This window comes from Massilia sp. ST3 (assembly GCF_018119405.1).
Lineage (GTDB): Bacteria > Pseudomonadota > Gammaproteobacteria > Burkholderiales > Burkholderiaceae_D > Telluria.
In genome coordinates this window covers 1-14758 of the sequence record NZ_JAGPWC010000032.1, presented here as the reverse complement: position 1 = coordinate 14758, position 14758 = coordinate 1, and the positions used below count along the sequence as shown (strand labels likewise).

Annotated in this window: 21 protein-coding genes; 11 read left to right on the top strand and 10 right to left on the bottom strand. The window is 66.6% G+C overall.

Translation table 11 applies throughout. The annotated features are described in order from the left end of the window. Positions 1–47 precede the first annotated feature (47 nt). Positions 48–977, top strand: a complete 930-nt coding sequence (locus tag KBW98_RS12875) for a YihY/virulence factor BrkB family protein (RefSeq protein ID WP_211520543.1) — start codon at positions 48–50, stop codon at positions 975–977. A gap of 46 nt (positions 978–1023) precedes the next feature. Here the strand turns inward: KBW98_RS12875 and KBW98_RS12870 are convergent, their stop codons facing one another. The 3 genes from KBW98_RS12870 to KBW98_RS12860 all read right to left on the bottom strand — a co-directional run bounded on the left by KBW98_RS12870 (position 1024) and on the right by KBW98_RS12860 (position 3278). Further along, the gene (locus KBW98_RS12870; RefSeq protein WP_211520542.1) at positions 1024–2271 is read right to left on the bottom strand and encodes an AI-2E family transporter; all 1248 of its coding nucleotides are present in this window, start codon (positions 2269–2271) and stop codon (positions 1024–1026) included. Positions 2272–2316: 45 nt separating this feature from the next. Next, positions 2317–2640, bottom strand: coding sequence for a BON domain-containing protein (locus KBW98_RS12865; RefSeq protein ID WP_211520541.1), 324 nt, complete (start codon positions 2638–2640; stop codon positions 2317–2319). A gap of 86 nt (positions 2641–2726) precedes the next feature. Continuing rightward, positions 2727–3278, bottom strand: a complete 552-nt coding sequence (locus tag KBW98_RS12860) for a hypothetical protein (protein ID WP_211520540.1) — start codon at positions 3276–3278, stop codon at positions 2727–2729. A gap of 193 nt (positions 3279–3471) precedes the next feature. Between KBW98_RS12860 and KBW98_RS12855 the strand changes: the two genes are divergently transcribed. The 3 genes from KBW98_RS12855 to KBW98_RS12845 are packed head-to-tail and all read left to right on the top strand — an operon-like array spanning position 3472 to position 4542. Beyond that, positions 3472–3939 (top strand): glycine zipper 2TM domain-containing protein, encoded by a 468-nt coding sequence (locus KBW98_RS12855; protein ID WP_211520539.1) that lies wholly within the window; start codon positions 3472–3474, stop codon positions 3937–3939. A 23-nt stretch (positions 3940–3962) separates the two neighbouring features. Next, positions 3963–4115 (top strand): DUF3309 family protein, encoded by a 153-nt coding sequence (locus KBW98_RS12850; RefSeq protein ID WP_211520538.1) that lies wholly within the window; start codon positions 3963–3965, stop codon positions 4113–4115. Positions 4116–4161: 46 nt separating this feature from the next. After that, complete coding sequence (locus KBW98_RS12845) at positions 4162–4542, top strand: hypothetical protein (protein ID WP_211520537.1); 381 nt, start codon at positions 4162–4164, stop codon at positions 4540–4542. 384 nt (positions 4543–4926) lie between these two features. On the opposite strand, the gene KBW98_RS12840 is transcribed toward KBW98_RS12845, so the two are convergent. From KBW98_RS12840 to KBW98_RS12815, 6 genes are all read right to left on the bottom strand, one after another. Further along, positions 4927–5316, bottom strand: coding sequence for a hypothetical protein (locus KBW98_RS12840; RefSeq protein WP_211520536.1), 390 nt, complete (start codon positions 5314–5316; stop codon positions 4927–4929). 24 nt (positions 5317–5340) lie between these two features. Beyond that, complete coding sequence (locus tag KBW98_RS12835; RefSeq protein WP_373888938.1) at positions 5341–5706, bottom strand: phage holin family protein; 366 nt, start codon at positions 5704–5706, stop codon at positions 5341–5343. Positions 5707–5745: 39 nt separating this feature from the next. Further along, complete coding sequence (locus KBW98_RS12830; RefSeq protein ID WP_373888941.1) at positions 5746–6018, bottom strand: YqjD family protein; 273 nt, start codon at positions 6016–6018, stop codon at positions 5746–5748. Between the two features lie 130 nt (positions 6019–6148). After that, positions 6149–6682: a bacterioferritin gene (locus KBW98_RS12825; RefSeq protein WP_211520534.1), complete on the bottom strand. Its 534-nt coding sequence runs from the start codon at positions 6680–6682 to the stop codon at positions 6149–6151. Between the two features lie 61 nt (positions 6683–6743). Beyond that, positions 6744–7667 (bottom strand): OmpA family protein, encoded by a 924-nt coding sequence (locus tag KBW98_RS12820; RefSeq protein ID WP_211520533.1) that lies wholly within the window; start codon positions 7665–7667, stop codon positions 6744–6746. 111 nt (positions 7668–7778) lie between these two features. Then, the gene (locus KBW98_RS12815) at positions 7779–8216 is read right to left on the bottom strand and encodes a DUF4398 domain-containing protein (RefSeq protein ID WP_229429160.1); all 438 of its coding nucleotides are present in this window, start codon (positions 8214–8216) and stop codon (positions 7779–7781) included. 179 nt (positions 8217–8395) lie between these two features. On the opposite strand from KBW98_RS12815, the gene KBW98_RS12810 reads away from it, so the two are divergent. The 3 genes from KBW98_RS12810 to KBW98_RS12800 all read left to right on the top strand — a co-directional run bounded on the left by KBW98_RS12810 (position 8396) and on the right by KBW98_RS12800 (position 11165). Beyond that, the gene (locus KBW98_RS12810) at positions 8396–10477 is read left to right on the top strand and encodes an AsmA family protein (protein ID WP_211520532.1); all 2082 of its coding nucleotides are present in this window, start codon (positions 8396–8398) and stop codon (positions 10475–10477) included. Positions 10478–10601: 124 nt separating this feature from the next. Beyond that, entirely contained in the window at positions 10602–10919 is a 318-nt protein-coding gene (locus tag KBW98_RS12805; RefSeq protein ID WP_229429159.1) for a BON domain-containing protein, read from the top strand. Between the two features lie 24 nt (positions 10920–10943). Beyond that, a complete protein-coding gene (locus KBW98_RS12800; RefSeq protein ID WP_211520530.1) occupies positions 10944–11165 on the top strand; it encodes a glycine zipper 2TM domain-containing protein in 222 nt (73 codons plus the stop codon). A 339-nt stretch (positions 11166–11504) separates the two neighbouring features. Here the strand turns inward: KBW98_RS12800 and KBW98_RS12795 are convergent, their stop codons facing one another. Next, complete coding sequence (locus KBW98_RS12795) at positions 11505–12233, bottom strand: Crp/Fnr family transcriptional regulator (protein WP_211520529.1); 729 nt, start codon at positions 12231–12233, stop codon at positions 11505–11507. 215 nt (positions 12234–12448) lie between these two features. Between KBW98_RS12795 and KBW98_RS12790 the strand changes: the two genes are divergently transcribed. The 4 genes from KBW98_RS12790 to KBW98_RS12775 all read left to right on the top strand — a co-directional run bounded on the left by KBW98_RS12790 (position 12449) and on the right by KBW98_RS12775 (position 14673). Beyond that, entirely contained in the window at positions 12449–13249 is an 801-nt protein-coding gene (locus KBW98_RS12790; RefSeq protein ID WP_373888937.1) for a glycine zipper 2TM domain-containing protein, read from the top strand. 190 nt (positions 13250–13439) lie between these two features. Beyond that, positions 13440–13664, top strand: a complete 225-nt coding sequence (locus KBW98_RS12785) for a hypothetical protein (RefSeq protein ID WP_211520528.1) — start codon at positions 13440–13442, stop codon at positions 13662–13664. A 90-nt stretch (positions 13665–13754) separates the two neighbouring features. Next, complete coding sequence (locus tag KBW98_RS12780) at positions 13755–13901, top strand: lmo0937 family membrane protein (protein WP_020652694.1); 147 nt, start codon at positions 13755–13757, stop codon at positions 13899–13901. A 103-nt stretch (positions 13902–14004) separates the two neighbouring features. Beyond that, on the top strand, positions 14005–14673 hold the full coding sequence (locus tag KBW98_RS12775; RefSeq protein ID WP_211520527.1) for an OmpA family protein: 669 nt from the start codon (positions 14005–14007) through the stop codon (positions 14671–14673). Positions 14674–14758: the final 85 nt, after the last annotated feature.

Sequence of the window (14758 nt, the reverse complement as noted above, 5' to 3'; positions counted from 1 at the left end):
CTGAGCACAAGGGGGCTGCGGCCCCCTTTTCATTTGGAGGAAGGCTTATGGCTGTCAGCAAGTGGATACCGTATTCGCGCCAGATCGTGCACGTGCTGCGCTGCGCGGTCTCGGAATGGCTCGACCACCGCGCCTCGAGCAAGGGCGCCGCACTGGCCTTCTACACCTTGTTCTCGCTGGCGCCGATCCTGGTGCTGGTGATCGCCGTCGCCGGCTTCTTCTACGGCGCCGAGGCGGCCCAGGGCCAGCTGCTCAACGAACTGCGCGGCCTGGTCGGCAAGCAGGGGGCGGAAACCATCCAGGCCATCCTGGCCGGCGCCCAGAACAAGGAAACCGGGCGCTTCGCCACCATCGTCGCATCGATCCTGCTGTTCATCGGCGCCACCACCGTGTTCGCCGAGCTGAAGGACTCGCTCGACGAGATCTGGGACGTGCCCAAGCCGACCGGGTCCGGGGTCTGGGTCGTGATCCGGACGCGCCTGCTGTCCTTCGGCCTGATCCTGGTGCTGGCCTTCCTGCTGATGGTCTCGCTGGTCGTCAGCGCCGGCATGGCCGTGGTAGAGCGCTATATCGGCGGCATGTGGAAGGAAGCGGCGCTGATCCTCGGCTGGGTGGCATCCGGCATCAGCTTCCTGGTGATCGCCACCCTGTTCGGCGTGATCTACAAGCTGCTGCCGAAGATCAAGCTGTCCTGGCACGACGTGACCATCGGCGCCCTCGGCACCGCGGCCATGTTCACGCTCGGGAAATTCGGCATCGGACTGTACATCGGCAACAGCGGCGCGGCCGACAGCTTCGGGGCGGCAGGTTCGCTGATCGCCCTGCTGCTGTGGGTGTATTACTCGGCCCAGATCTTCTTCCTGGGGGCGGAGTTCGCGCGCCAGTACGCGCTCAAGATGGGCAGTCTGCGCCACAGGCCGGCGCACGAGACGGGCGACAAGAACAAGGCCCCGATGCCGGGGACGGTCAAGCCGTGATGGAAGCCGGGGCGGTCCTCGCGGGCCGCCCCTGGAATGCGGTGTCCTATTCGCCCAGCAGTTCGGACACCACTTCCATTCCCTCGACGCGCTCGGCGACCACCTTCAGCACCATCACCACCGGCACCCCCAGCAGCAGGCCCCACACGCCCCATAACCAGCCCCAGAACAGCAGGCTGACGAACACGGCGGCCGGGTTCATCTTGGCGATCTTGCCCGTCATCCAGGTGGCGACCACCATCCCGACCAGGGTCGCGATGCCCAGCGAGGCGCCGGCCACCAGGATCACCATGCGTACCGATTCGAACTGCAGGAAGGCCACCATGCCGGTCGCGGCGGTGATCAGGAGCGGTCCGAAGTAAGGCATCAGGTGGGCCACGCCGGCGAAGGCGGCCCAGGCGCCGGCGTTTTCCAGGCCGATCGCGCGCAGCGCGCCCCACATCAAGAGGGCCAGCAGCACATTGGTGACCAGGAGCATGAACATGTAGTTCTGGATCGAGGTGTTGATGTCGTCCAGGATGTGCACCGTGACTTTCTTGCGCGTCAGCGAGGGCCCGGTCAGCTTGACCAGCTTGCGCTTGAAGGTATCCCCCGCCAGCAGCAGGAAGAACACCAGGAACACCACCATGGTGGCCTGCGACAGGAAAGTGGCCAGGCCCACCGAGCCCGCCAGCACCCAGTCCATGACGCGGATGTTCGAGCCGGCCGCGGCCGGCGGCAGCTGGGCCTGGCGCCGCGGCGCCGCCTTGCGCGTATCGCCGCCGACATTGTTGGCCGCGCGCTCGATCTCCGCCGCGGCCGCCTGGACCTGCTGGATGGTCGAGCGCTGGCCGCCCTGGTTGTTGGTAAGGATCTTGGTGATCTTGTGGGTCAAGGTCGGCAGTTCGTCGACGATGTTGAAGAATTCGTCCTGCAGGCGGTAGATGGTGCCGGCCATCAGCGCGACGATCACGGCCGTGACCAGGGTGGCGCCGACGACGCGGCGCACGTGCAGGCGCTCGAGCCAGAGCACGACGGGATTCAGGGTGTAGGCGATGAGGATGCCGAGCAGCAGCGGCACGAAGAATTTCTGCGCCCATTGCAGGGTGAACACGCAGGCGACGGTCGCCAGGATGCCCAGCGAGATGCCGCGTGCGTTGACATGTACCGGCAGGCGCAGGCCGCCGGACTGGAGGGCGAGGTCTTCCTCGTCCGCCGGACGGGCTTCCAGGCCGTCGGGATGCGCGTCCGGGGCGGCTTGATCAGGCAAGGTGGCCGGCGTGACGGACGCCGGATCGGAATGGGCTAGCTGCATGGAAAACGCCTGAACAAAATACCGGGCCGCCCCGGTGACCCGCTATTATTTCACACGGATGTCGTTTTTGACCGAAGTCACGCCTTTGACGCCACGTGCGATTTCCACGGCGCGCTGCGCGTCGCCCGGCTGGGCCACGAAGCCCGACAGCTGGACGTCGCCCTTGTAGGTTTCGACATTCACCTCGGTCGCCTTCACGTTCGGGTCGGCGGCCAGGGCTGCCTTCACCTTGGTGGTGATGACGGCGTCGTCGACGTATTCGCCGGCGGTCTTGGCGGTCGAATCCGGATTGTTGCTTGCGCAGCCGACGGCGGTGATGGCGACAGCGGCGGTGAAAGCGGCGGTGATGAGGCGTTGTGCGATTTTCATGATGGCTCCTTGTTGGTAGTGGTCAGTGATACAGCATTGCCCTGTCGGGCGGTCGTGCAGTGCCGGCCCGGCCGGCATGCGGATTCCTATTTGCCGAACGCGGTCTTCGCGGCGTTCACGCACTGGTCCTTGGCGGCGCCGGCGAAGGCGTCGCATTTTTCCAGCGCCACGCGGTATTCGGCGGCGATCTTGTCCTCGCGCGCATCGAGGCGCGCTTCGATGGTCTTGCGGTCGGCCTTGGCGTCGGCCTGGGCCGCCACCAGCACGGCCTTGGCCTGTTCGAGGCAGACGTCGCGCTCGTTGCCGGTCAGCGCGGCGCAGCGCACCTTGTCGCGGTCGTGGTTGGCCGAGGCGATGCGCATGCGCGCCTGGATGTAGGCGGCCAGGGTGTTCTTGTAGGCGGCCTCGGCCTCTTCCTCGACCCGGACCCGCGCGGCGCGGGCATCGGCCACGCACAGGTCGTGGGGATTGCCGGCGATCAGGTCGCACTTGGCGCGGGCCGCCTTGTAGTTGGCTTCGGCAGCCTCGCGCGCCTGGGCATACGCCGTCTTCGCATCGGGCACCGACTGCTGCGCGCGGCTGTGGCCGGCCCAGCTGAGGGCGGCGCCGAGCAGCAGGAGCGCATGCGAGGTTTTCATTTTTTCTTCTCCATTTGTCAACACACTAAGTGACTTTGTACACGTCACGCTGAGCGTTTTCTGTTCGGTACCGAACACATTCACGAGTGCGCAACAGTCCGGCTCGTTTGGCGCGAAAGGTGGGTGCGTCAACGCACAGACCCCTGTTGGGTGCGTGATTAATCTGGCCACATACTTTTGTCAGGAGAACAACATGAAAGCTACCCGTACTTTCGCCGCCGTCATCGTGGCCACCGGCGCCCTTCTCACTGGCTGCGCCAGCAACAGCTCCCAGCCGTATAACAACGGCGGCTACGCAAGCGGCGGCTATGCAAGCACCGCCTCCATGGGCTACGGCACCATCGAGTCGATCCAGGTGACCCAGGCCAACGGCCGCACCAGCGGCGCCGGCGCCATCCTGGGCGGCGTGGTCGGCGCGCTGGCCGGCAACCAGGTCGGCAGCGGCAGCGGCCGCACCGCCGCCACCGTGGCCGGCGGCGTCGCCGGCGCAGCGATCGGCAACAAGGTCGAAGGCAACCGCAATGCGGGCGGACAGGAGATGTATCAGATCAACATCCGCATGGATAACGGCGAATACCGTACCGTGAACCAGGACAGCGTGTATGACCTGCGCGTCGGTAACCGGGTTCGCATCGTCGACGGCCGCGTCTATCGCTACTGATGCACCGCAGGTAGCAGGCAGCGATGGGCGCGCTGTTGCTCGTCATCCTGCTGGTGGCCCTGGTCGGCGTGTTGCCGACCTGGAGCCACAGCCGAAGCTGGGGATATGGCCCGGTGGGCGTGACCGGCGCGCTGGTGATCCTGCTGGTCGTGTTGCTGCTGACCGGATGGCTGTAGCGTGAGCCGGCGCGGTTGCGCCGGTCTATTGAGGCAGGAGGCAAGCATGGGATATCCGAACCGCCTGTTGCGCGGGGTATGCGCCTGCGCGCTGGGTTTTGCCGGACTGGCCGCTTCGGTGGCCCTGGCGCAGACCGAGGGCGAGCAGGCGCCGCGCCATACCGATGCGGTGGTCGATCCAACCGTGGCGCGCCAGCAGGCGCGCGAGATCGCCCAGGGCGACCCGGCGCGCTGGTACCGCAACGCCCCGACCCGCCAGGCAAGGCTGAAGACCCTGCAGAAGGAAATCGGCGCGGCGCTGCAGGAAGCGCAGAACGCCTGCAGGAAGCAGCCCGCGGCCGAACGCAGCGCCTGCATGAAGGAAGCGCGCGCCACCTGGCAGCAGGATATGGCGCAGGCGAAGGCGCAGGTGGACCAGGAGCTGTGAGGGCTGCTTGACCGGTGTGCTTCGACAGGCTGGCTGCCTTGGCGGCCGGTTTGTTTGCGTCTGCGTGCCCGGAGCGGCAAACGCCAACCGTAGGGTTGGCGGCTCTGCCGCCGACGCGGCGATCGTTGGCGGCGTCGTTGCCGTGAATGGGCTGGCCGACGCTGTTGAACGCGTCGGCGGCCGAGCCGCCAACCCTACGCCGCTTCTCTCAAATGCTGCTGGTTGAACGGGTCGGCGGCGGGCCCGGCTGCGCGCCCCGGCCAATCCTGCGCCCGTCTCGAACCGCGCGGACAAAAAAAGACGGCGTCCAATCCCCGATTGAGACGCCGCTCAAGCCCCACCATATTCGTGGCAGACTTCTTGTGCTTCTTGTCGCGCAGCCGCTTAGTGCGTGAGCTTCTGTTGCTGCACCTTCCTGCGATTCAGATACCAGCCCAGCGCCCCCACCGCCAGCACCGCGCCCGCCGCCGGCTTGCCCAGGCGGCGCTGGCGAACAAAGTTCACCACCGCCAGCGCATACGGCATCAGCACCGACACATTGGTCCCCGTGGGCTTGAGCAGCGCATCGGCGCGTGCCCGCAGGGCCCAGGTGGCGTGGTCGATCGCCGAATGCAGCATGACTTCGGGCCGCGCCGCGTGCCGGATGTGCGCCTTCGCGTGCACCACGCTGGCGCGGAAGTATTCTCCTTCGCGCAGCAGCTCCTGCTTGCGGGCCGCCGGATCCAGGCTGTGCTTGTGACCGGCCAAACCAGTCGTTCCGTCATGATTGTGCATGATTCCTCCCCATCGTGTCGCCGCTTAGCGCAGCATGTCGCGGTCGTTCTTCAGTTCCTTCATGGTCTCGGGGAAGCCCAGCTTGTTTTGCTTCAGCAAGGACAATCCCTTCGCCACCAGCACCGCGGTGACAAGAAGAAAAATGACGAACATGATCAACAGGATCTTCCAGCCCATGGCGTCCCAGGCCAGCGCCACGACCATGGCCGTACCGTAGGCAATGGCGAACCACACGGACAGCGCGGCGACGGCGAACACCGCCACCAGCTCGATCACGTGGTTGCGCACCTCGGACAGTTCGAGCGCGGCGAGCTCCACCCGCGAGACCATGAGGCCGAACAGGCTCTTGCCCAGGCTGGAGATCCCGCCCATGAGGCCGGGGTTATGCACTACGTTATCGTTTTTTTCCACGGCAGCCCCCGGCGCAGGTTATTTGGTGTTCTTGCTGAGCAGCACTCCGAGCAGGATGCCGACGCCGGCGGCGACGGCCATCGTGCGCCATGGGTTGTCCTTCACGTAGACATCGGCCGTGTGCGCCAGCTCCTTGCTGCGCTCCAGGGCCTGGTCCTGCACGTAGCTCGCCTTGCCCAGCGCACGGTCCAGCATCTCCATGCCGCGGTGGCGCAGCTCGTCGGCCTTCTCGCCGGTGAGGTTGGCCGCCGCCGACAGCATCGATTGGGCGTCGCGCACCAGGGCCTTCATGTCGGATTGGGTGGCGTAGGTGGCGCCGCTGATCGGATGCGAGCTGCCGTTGCTGGAAGAGCGGTAGGTGTCGTGCATGATGTACTCCTTCGTGTCGTCGTAATGGTGGTGAATTCTTGTCGCCCTGCCCTCAGGCCATCAGGTCGCGCATGTCGTCCGCGTGTTCCTCTTCGACCGCCATGATGTCGATGAGCATGTTGCGGGTGGTCGGGTCCTTGTCGCCGATGGCGGCGATCATCTGGCGGTAGGACTCGATCGCCACCCGCTCCGCGATCAGGTTGGCCCGGATCATGGACTGCACGTCCTCCGACTCGTCGTACTCGGCGTGGCTGCGCGCCGTCAGCGTGGCCGGGTTGAAGTTCGGCGAGCCGTTCAGCTGGACGATGCGTTCCGCGATGCGGTCGGCGTGGTCCTGTTCCTGCTGCGCATGCTCGAGGAATTCGGCCTTGATATGGCCGGTCCCCGGCCCGCTCACCGTGTAGTAGTGCCGCTTGTAGCGCAGGATGCACAGCAGTTCGGTGGCGAGGGCGTCGTTGAGCATCGCGATGACGGCTTCGCGGTCGGCCTGGTAGCCCTCGGTCACTGCGCCTTCGTCGAGGTTGGCCGCGGCGCGGCGGATCGCCGCGATGTCGAAGCCGTGCGCCAGGTTGGTCTTTTGTTCCATAGTCGGTCCTTATGTTTCAGTGTGCCCGGGCGGCGCCATGCCTGCCCGGGCGGTCCCCGCCTCAGCGCCCGGCCGAGCGCGGCGGAATCTGCGCGCCTTCGTTGGACAGCACGATCTCGACCCGGCGGTTCAGCTGGCGGTTCGAGGCCGTGTCGTTCGAGGCCACCGGGAAGGCTTCGCCATAGGCGCGCATGGCGATGCGGTCGCGCGGCACGCCGAGCGAGCCGAGCGCCGTGGCCACGGCATTGGCGCGCCGCTGCGACAGCTCCTGGTTGTAGGTCTCGCTGCCGACACTGTCCGTAAACCCTTCGACCAGCACGGTACGGTTCGGGTTCTGCGCCATCACGTCGGCCAGCTTGCGCAGGGTCGACATGCCGTTCGGCGTCAGGCTCGACTTGTCGGTGCCGAACAGCACGTCGCCGATGGTGACCACGTAGCCGCGCTCGGTCTTGACCGCGTGCAGTTCGACCAGCAGGGCCTCGAGCTGGGCGGCGCGCTGGGCCAGGGCCGCGTTCTGCTCCTGGGCGGCCTGGGCCTGGGCCTGGGCTTGCGCGGCCTGCTGCTGGGCCGATGCAGCCTGGGCCTGGGCGGCCTCGGCGTCGCGCTTGGCGCGGTCGGCTTCGGCAGTGCGGGCTTCCAGGCGCACGGCGTCGCGTTCGCGCGAGGCGTTGGCGATGTCGGCCTCGGCGGCCTTGGCCTTGGCGACTTCCTGGGCGGTGGCGATCTTCTGCTTGGCCACATAGGCCAGGCGGTCGATGTCGCTCAGGCTCTCGCGGCGCGCCGCGGCCGAATTGGCCTGGTCGAGCGCATCGCTGGCGGCCTTGAACTCGAGCGGCGCGTGGGTCGCGATCTGCGGGTTGTTGTTGGCGGCGACGAAGTCGGCCCTGGCCTGGTCGAGGGTCGGGGTGGTCACCGGGGCGCTGGCGCAGGCAACGGCCAGCACGGCGGCGGCCAGCATCGAGATCACGGGCTTACGGTTGTTCATGGTCTGGTCCTCTTCTTGTTCGGGCGCCATGGGCGCGGACGCATGGATCGCGGCAAGGCAAGCGCTTCCGTGCTTGCCGCTCGGCTTGTTTTCAGCGGTTACCGCTCTGCTTTATTGCTGCTGCTGGGTGGTGCCGGTCTGGCTGGTGCCCATCTGGGTGGCGCCCGCATTGGCGCGGTCGACCTCTTCGCGCAGCACGCGCAGGTCTTCGTTCAGCTGGTTCGAGGCGGCGTTGGCCTTGGCGGAACGGGCCTTGCTCTGGGCCAGCTTGGCGTCGGCCTGGGCCTGGATTGCCAGTTCGCGCGCCAGCTTGTAGTCCTTGGCGGCCAGCGCCTGGTTGGCGCGCAGCATCTTGTCGCGCGCGGCGCTGATTTCTTCCGGCGCCAGCTCGGCGGCGCCGGCCGATACGGCGTTCTCGACGGCGTTGCGCGATACCGCGACGTCCGCGGTGGCCGGGGCTTTCTGCTCGCTGGCGCAGGCCGTCAGCGCCAGCACCGCGCACAGGCAGCCGAGGCGGGCCAGTTGAGTCATCGGATGATTCTTGTCCATCGCAGTCTCCTGGTTGAAGAAAGGGTTAGACAACGTTATAAACCTGTTATCGGATGAGATCGGTTCGCTGGCGCACATTGCCCTGGCGAAGGCTCCGGGGTGCGTGCGGCACCGCACATCAGTACGCCGCGCCTTGCGCTACGCTCGGCCCAATAATCCCTCTACAGGAAGGACCCGCCATGGCCGAATCGACGACGCCAGCGGCCAGCGACGCCAAGTCTGGCCGCAAGAACAAGATCCGCAAGCACAAGCTCCTCCTGACCATCCTCGGCATCGCGATCGCACTGCCGGTGCTGGCCGTCATCTTCATTCTGACCTTCGACTGGAACCGCGCCCGGCCGTGGATCAACACGCGGGTGAGCGACGCCATCGACCGTCCGTTCGCGATCCGCGGCAATCTGCAGGTCGAGTGGGAAAGCCCCGCCAAGACGATGGCGCCGGCCGAACGCACCTGGCGCGACCATATCCCCTGGCCCTATCTCTACGCCAACGATGTGTACGTGGGCAATCCCGCCACCATGCCGGTACGCGACATGGCCAGCGTACGCCAGTTCTCGTTCTCGCTCAATCCGTTCGCGCTGCTGCACAAGACCATCCACATTCCGCTGTTGCGTTTCGAGTCGCCGCGCGTGGACCTGCTGCGCCTTGATCCCACCCACAACAACTGGACCTTCAAGCGCAACCAGGAAGAATCGCGCTGGAAGCTGGATCTCGAACGCGTGGTGCTGACCGACGGCGTGGTGCACATCAAGGACGCCGTCACCAAGGCCGACGTCACGGCCCAGGTGCGCACCCTCGACCAGGATCCGAAGTACGGCGTGGGCTGGACCCTGAGCGGCACCTACAACGGCGCGCCGGTCAAGGGAGGCGGCAAGGCGGGCGCGGTGCTCTCGCTCAAGCAGCAAAGCACGCCCTACCCCATCCAGGCGGACATGCGTTCCGGCAAGACCCGGATCGCGGTCGAGGGCACGGTGACGCGGCCGTCGAAACTGGCGGCGCTCGACCTCAAGCTGCAGCTGGCCGGGCCGAGCATGGACCAGCTCTACTATTTCACCAAGGTGCTGCTGCCGACCACGGGGCCGTTCTCGACCTCGGGCCGCCTGACCGGCACCCTGGGCGAGGACAGCAAACGCTGGGTCTACGACGATTTCACCGGCAAGGTGGGCTCGAGCGACATCGGCGGCCGCCTCGAATATGTCACCGGCGGCAAGCGGCCCAAGCTGTCGGGCAACGTGCGCTCGAAGCAGCTGGTGTTCGCCGACCTGGCCCCGCTGATCGGCGCCGACTCCAATGCCGCCAAGCAGGAGCGCAATGCCGATACCCTGCAGCCGGCGGGCAAGGTGCTGCCGGTCGAAGAATTCAAGACCGAGCGCTGGACCGTGCTCGACGCCGACGTGCGCTACGCCGCCGACCGCATCATCCGCGACAAGACCCTTCCGATCAGCAAGCTCTCGACCCACCTGAAGATGCAGGACGCGGTGCTGAGCCTGGAGCCGCTCGAGTTCGGCATGGCGGGCGGCACGGTCCGCTCCACCATCCGCCTGGACGGCAGCGCACGCGAAGGCAAGAACGCGATCCGGGCCACGGCCAAGGTAGCTGCACGCAAGATCCAGATCAAGCAGCTGTTCCCGCAGATCGAGCAGATCCAGCAGGCCACGGTGGGCCAGATCAACGGCGACGCCCAGCTGTCGGCGGTCGGCAATTCGGTGGCCAGCCTGCTGGCCAAGTCGAACGGCGAACTGAAGGCGCTGGTCAACCGGGGCACGGTGAGCAAGATGCTGCTCGAGATGGCCGGCCTGAACGTGGGCAACATCATCATCACCAAGCTGTTCGGCGACAAGCAGGTACAGCTCAATTGCGTGGCGGCCGACTTCGCCGTCACCGACGGCATCGCCAAGACGCGCAGCTTCGTCATCGACACCGAGGAAGCCCTGATCACGGTCGACGGCGCGATCAACCTGGCGGGCGAGCAGCTCGACCTGCGCATCAACCCGCAGACCAAGGCCTTGCGCATCTTCTCGCTGCGCTCGCCGCTGTATGTGCGCGGCCCGTTCAAGAAGCCGGATGTGTCGATCGACAAGGGCGTGCTGGCGCTCAAGGCAGGCGGCGCGGCGGCGCTGGCGGCGGCCGCGGCGCCGGTCGCGGCTCTGCTGCCCTTGATTAACGCGGGGCCGGGCGAGGACAGCGACTGCGCGCGCCTGGTGGCCCAGGCCAGGGAAAAACCGACCGCGCCGCCGCCGGGCAAGACTCAGCGGCGCTGAATTGGCGCTGAGTTGACGATCCGTGGCGCATCCGTGTGTTGTCGAACAGATCAGATTCATGTGCGGGAATATGCTGGCGTCAAGTCATCGAACATTGAACGCTGGAATGAACGGAAACCGCACCATGCATCACCTCGGCTCCACCGCCACCTTGCTGGCTTGCCTGGCAATGGCGGGGGTGGCCGGGTGCGCCTCCACCGACGCAGACAATCGCCGCGGCGTGGCCGCCATCGTGGACGATGCCGCGATTACCGCGGGGGTGAAGGCGGCGCTGGTGGGGGATCCGAACCTGAAGGCCTCGGAAATCAATGTCGAGACCTACCAAGGCGTCGTCCAGCTGAGCGGCTTCGTCGGCTCGGCGGAGAGCGTGGCGGCCGCAGCGACGGTTGCCCGTACCGTGAAAGGCGTGAAGTCGGTCAGGAACGACCTGCGCTTGAAGTAGAACCCACCGATAGGAGAACTACCCATGAAGACTATTAAACAAATCGTCGTTACCGCATCGCTGGCAACCGCCGCCCTCGGCCTGGTCGGCTGCTCGGGCATGTCGCAGCAGGACAAGAACACCGCCATCGGCGCCGGCGCCGGCGCGGTCATCGGCGGCGCACTGACCGGCGGCAGCGCTGCCGGCACCGTCGGCGGCGCTGCCGTGGGCGGCGTGATCGGCAACCAGGTCAAGAAGACCAACTAAGCCGTCACAGCACCGACAGGCAAACGCCCGGCTTGGCCGGGCGTTTGTTTTTGTAAGCGGATGGTGTCCCGTAGGGTGGACGGCTTGCCGTCCACGCGTTCAAGCGGCCGGCGGGTCGCCGCACAGGCGCTGGAACCGTAGGGTCGGCAGCTTTGCTGCCGACGCGTTCAAGCGGGGGTGCCGGTCGCGGTGCGATTCGTGAGGATGTGATTGGACGCGTCGGCAGGGGACCTGCCGACCCTACGGTCGTGTGACCGCGCATGCGATGGTTGGACGCGTGGGCGGGAAACCCGTCCACCCTACAACACGCTTCGCTGTTCACTCGAACCGCGGATCAATTTACATGAAACTATGCACCGGCAAGGCTCCCGCCTCCTTCACGATCTCGTAGCAGGCGCATGAAGCCGCCGCCAGGCCCTTCGGATCGAGGATCTCGATATTGCCCCGGCTGTAGTCGATCAGGCCCTGCTGCTGCAGCGCGCTGGCGGCCTTGGTCACGCCCACGCGCCGCACGCCAAGCGCGTGCGCCAGGAACTCGTGGGTCAGGTGGAAGCGGTCGGATTGCAGCCGGTCGCGGGTAACCAGCAGCGAGCGCGCCAGACGGGCTTCCAGCACGTGGAAGCGGCTGCACACGGCGATCTGGATCGCCTGCGCCAGCAGCTGGTCGGTGTAGCGGTAGAGCACGCGCTGCAGGGCCGGATTGCGCGCCACCTCCTCGCGGAAGCGGGCGCTGTCCATGCGGCTGGCGCTGCCGGCGCGCTGCACGATGGCGCGTACCTGGGTGGTGTCGTGGCCCAGCGCGACGGTGGCCCCGAGCATGCCTTCGCGTCCCACCTGCCCCACCTCGAGCGTCATGCGGCCCTCGGCCACGCCGAGCAGCGAGATCAGGCAGTCGTGTGGGAAATAAATGTGCTGGATCGGGTCGCCCGCCTCGCACAGCACTTCGCCGACCTCGACCTTGACCAGGTCGAGGGACGGCAGCAGCTGCGCCAGGTCCTGGGGCGGCAAGGCGGCAAGCAGAAGGTTGCTGTGGTGCCCTGCGACCTGCGGGGGCACAGCAAAATTCATCGTGTCCTCGTGATGGGATTTCATGGGCTGGCTGGCACCGGTGTCGGATACATTTGCAAACAATTTAGGCCAGCGTAACGGCCCAACCCGAGCGAGTATGTACGGTGACGCACGGAAGTGCAGTTCGTTCCTAGAGACAATGTTTGCTCGAATAGGCGAGCCGCGCCCCGCATCCCGGCGGCGCCGTCTTCATGGATCACTGGAAAGGACAAGACATGAACAACACACCGACCACCCCCGGCGCTCCGGGCTCACCCCTGCGCGGCCGCCACCATCCGCTGATGATCCTGGCTGCGCTTGCCGTCCTGCTGTTCTGCCTGGTCGGCACGGCCGCGATCATGGGATGGATCCCCTCCTCGATCAGCGGCACCGCCAACCGCCAGCTGAGCGAGGCTGACCGCATGGCCCTGGCCGCCAGCCTGCCGCAAGGCGCGCCGCAGCCGGCGCCGGGCGTGGCGCCGATGGCGCCGGCCCAGCAGGCTGCCGGCATCCCGGGCCAGCCTGCGCCGCAATATGCGCAAGGCTATGCCCCCGAGACAGGCCCGGTTTACCCGCCCCAGCCCGCACCGCAGGCCTATGCCCAGCCGCAGCAGGCGCCGGCCGTGATCCATCCCCAACCTGTGAGCAAGCCGGCCAAGAAGGCCACCCAGGTGGCTGCCGCCAACAGCGGCCGCGACTGGTGCTCGAATTGCGGCAACGTGGAATCGGTGCGCACGATCAAGCAGCGCGCCGAAGGCAGCGGCCTGGGCGCGGCCGGCGGCGCCGTCCTGGGCGGCCTGCTGGGCAACCAGATCGGCGGCGGCAGCGGCCGCCAGATCGCGACGGTGGCCGGCGCGGTCGGCGGCGCGGTGGTCGGCAACCAGGTCGAAGGCAACATGAAGGCCACCACCAGCTACGAGATCCGGGTGCGCCTGGATGACGGCAGCCTGCGCACCTTCCGCCAGACCAGCGCGCCGCAATGGCGCACCGGCGACCGCGTGCGCATCGTGAAGGGCCGCCTGCGCTCGGTCGCCTGAGGCGGCGCCGGGCTGGGCGCGACCCAGCCCGCATGGCTAGCACATGGCCGGATTTCCGCAAGGAGTCCGGCCAAATATTTTCTTAACTGCAATGTGCGGCAGCGCACGGAAGAACTGCTGAGCTACCCCGAAAATGGATCCACGCTGAAACAAAGTGGCGGTGCGGAAACAAAAACAACGGGGAGAGAGCATGAACAGCCTGGCGTGGATCGGCATCATCATTTGGGGAATCGTATTGACCGGCTTCGGCCTGCTGACGGCGACGCCGCCGTCCGAGACAAGCGGCCCGGTCCAGGCGCACGATGTCGTGTTCCTGGTGGCGGGCGGCCTGCTCACCTGCCTGATCGGGATTACCGGTCTGATGGGGCTGATGGGATGGATCCCGGGCTTGCGCGAGGAAAAAAGTTGCGCTTAATGTACGCCATCGAACGGTGCTCAAGCACGGCGGCAAGCATACTGGAATCACAGCGCGCACAGCGCAAGACTCTCAGTCGAGGAGACCATTATGCTTTACACCATTGCCGTCATTCTTATCGTTCTCTGGCTGCTGGGCCTGGTGACTTCGTACACCATCGGCGGCTTCATCCACATCCTGCTGGTGGTCGCGGTCATCATGATCCTGGTTCGCCTGATCAGCGGGCGCGGCATATAGCGCAGCTATAATGCTCGCCCCGTTTTTGTAAGACCAATCCGTTTCGCGGTCGCGCCTGGAACGGGCGCCACTCCGAAACGGATTTTTATTTGAGGAGACTTCTATGCATACTACCCTGACCAAGTCGGCCGTCGCCGCGGCCCTGGTGGCCCTGACCGCCACCGGCTGCGCCGACATGAGCGCCACCCAGCGCGGCACCGCGACCGGCGCCGGCATCGGCGCGGGCCTGGGCGCCATCATCGGCGGCACCACCAGCGGCGGCGGCAGCGGCCGCGCGACCCGCGGCGCCGTCATCGGCGGCGCCGCCGGCGCGGTGATCGGCAACATCTGGTCCAAGCGCATGGAAGCGCAGAAGCAGCAGATGGAACAGGCCACGCGCGGCACCGGCGTGCAGGTGACCCAGACCCAGGACAACCGCCTGAAACTGGAAATCCCGAGCGACGTGTCCTTCGACACCGGCCGCTCCGACATCAAGCCGAACTTCCAGCCGGTCCTGGAGCGCTTCGCCCAGACCCTGCAGGAAAACCCGGCCACCACCGTGACCATCATCGGCCACACCGACAGCACCGGCACGACGGACATCAACCAGCCGCTGTCGGTCGACCGCGCGGCGCGCACCCGCGACTATCTGGCGGGACGCGGCGTGAATCCGAACCGGATCACGATCGAAGGCCGTGGGGCGCGCGAGCCGATTGCCTCGAACAACGACAATGCGGGCCGGGCGCGGAACCGCCGTGTGGAGATTTATGTGGCGGAGCGGGCGCAGGGCTGATTGGTCCGTCCGCATTTCGCTGCATCGACAGCCGCCGGATGAACACCGGCGGCTTTTTTATTCCACCAGCCCCAAAACCCTACAC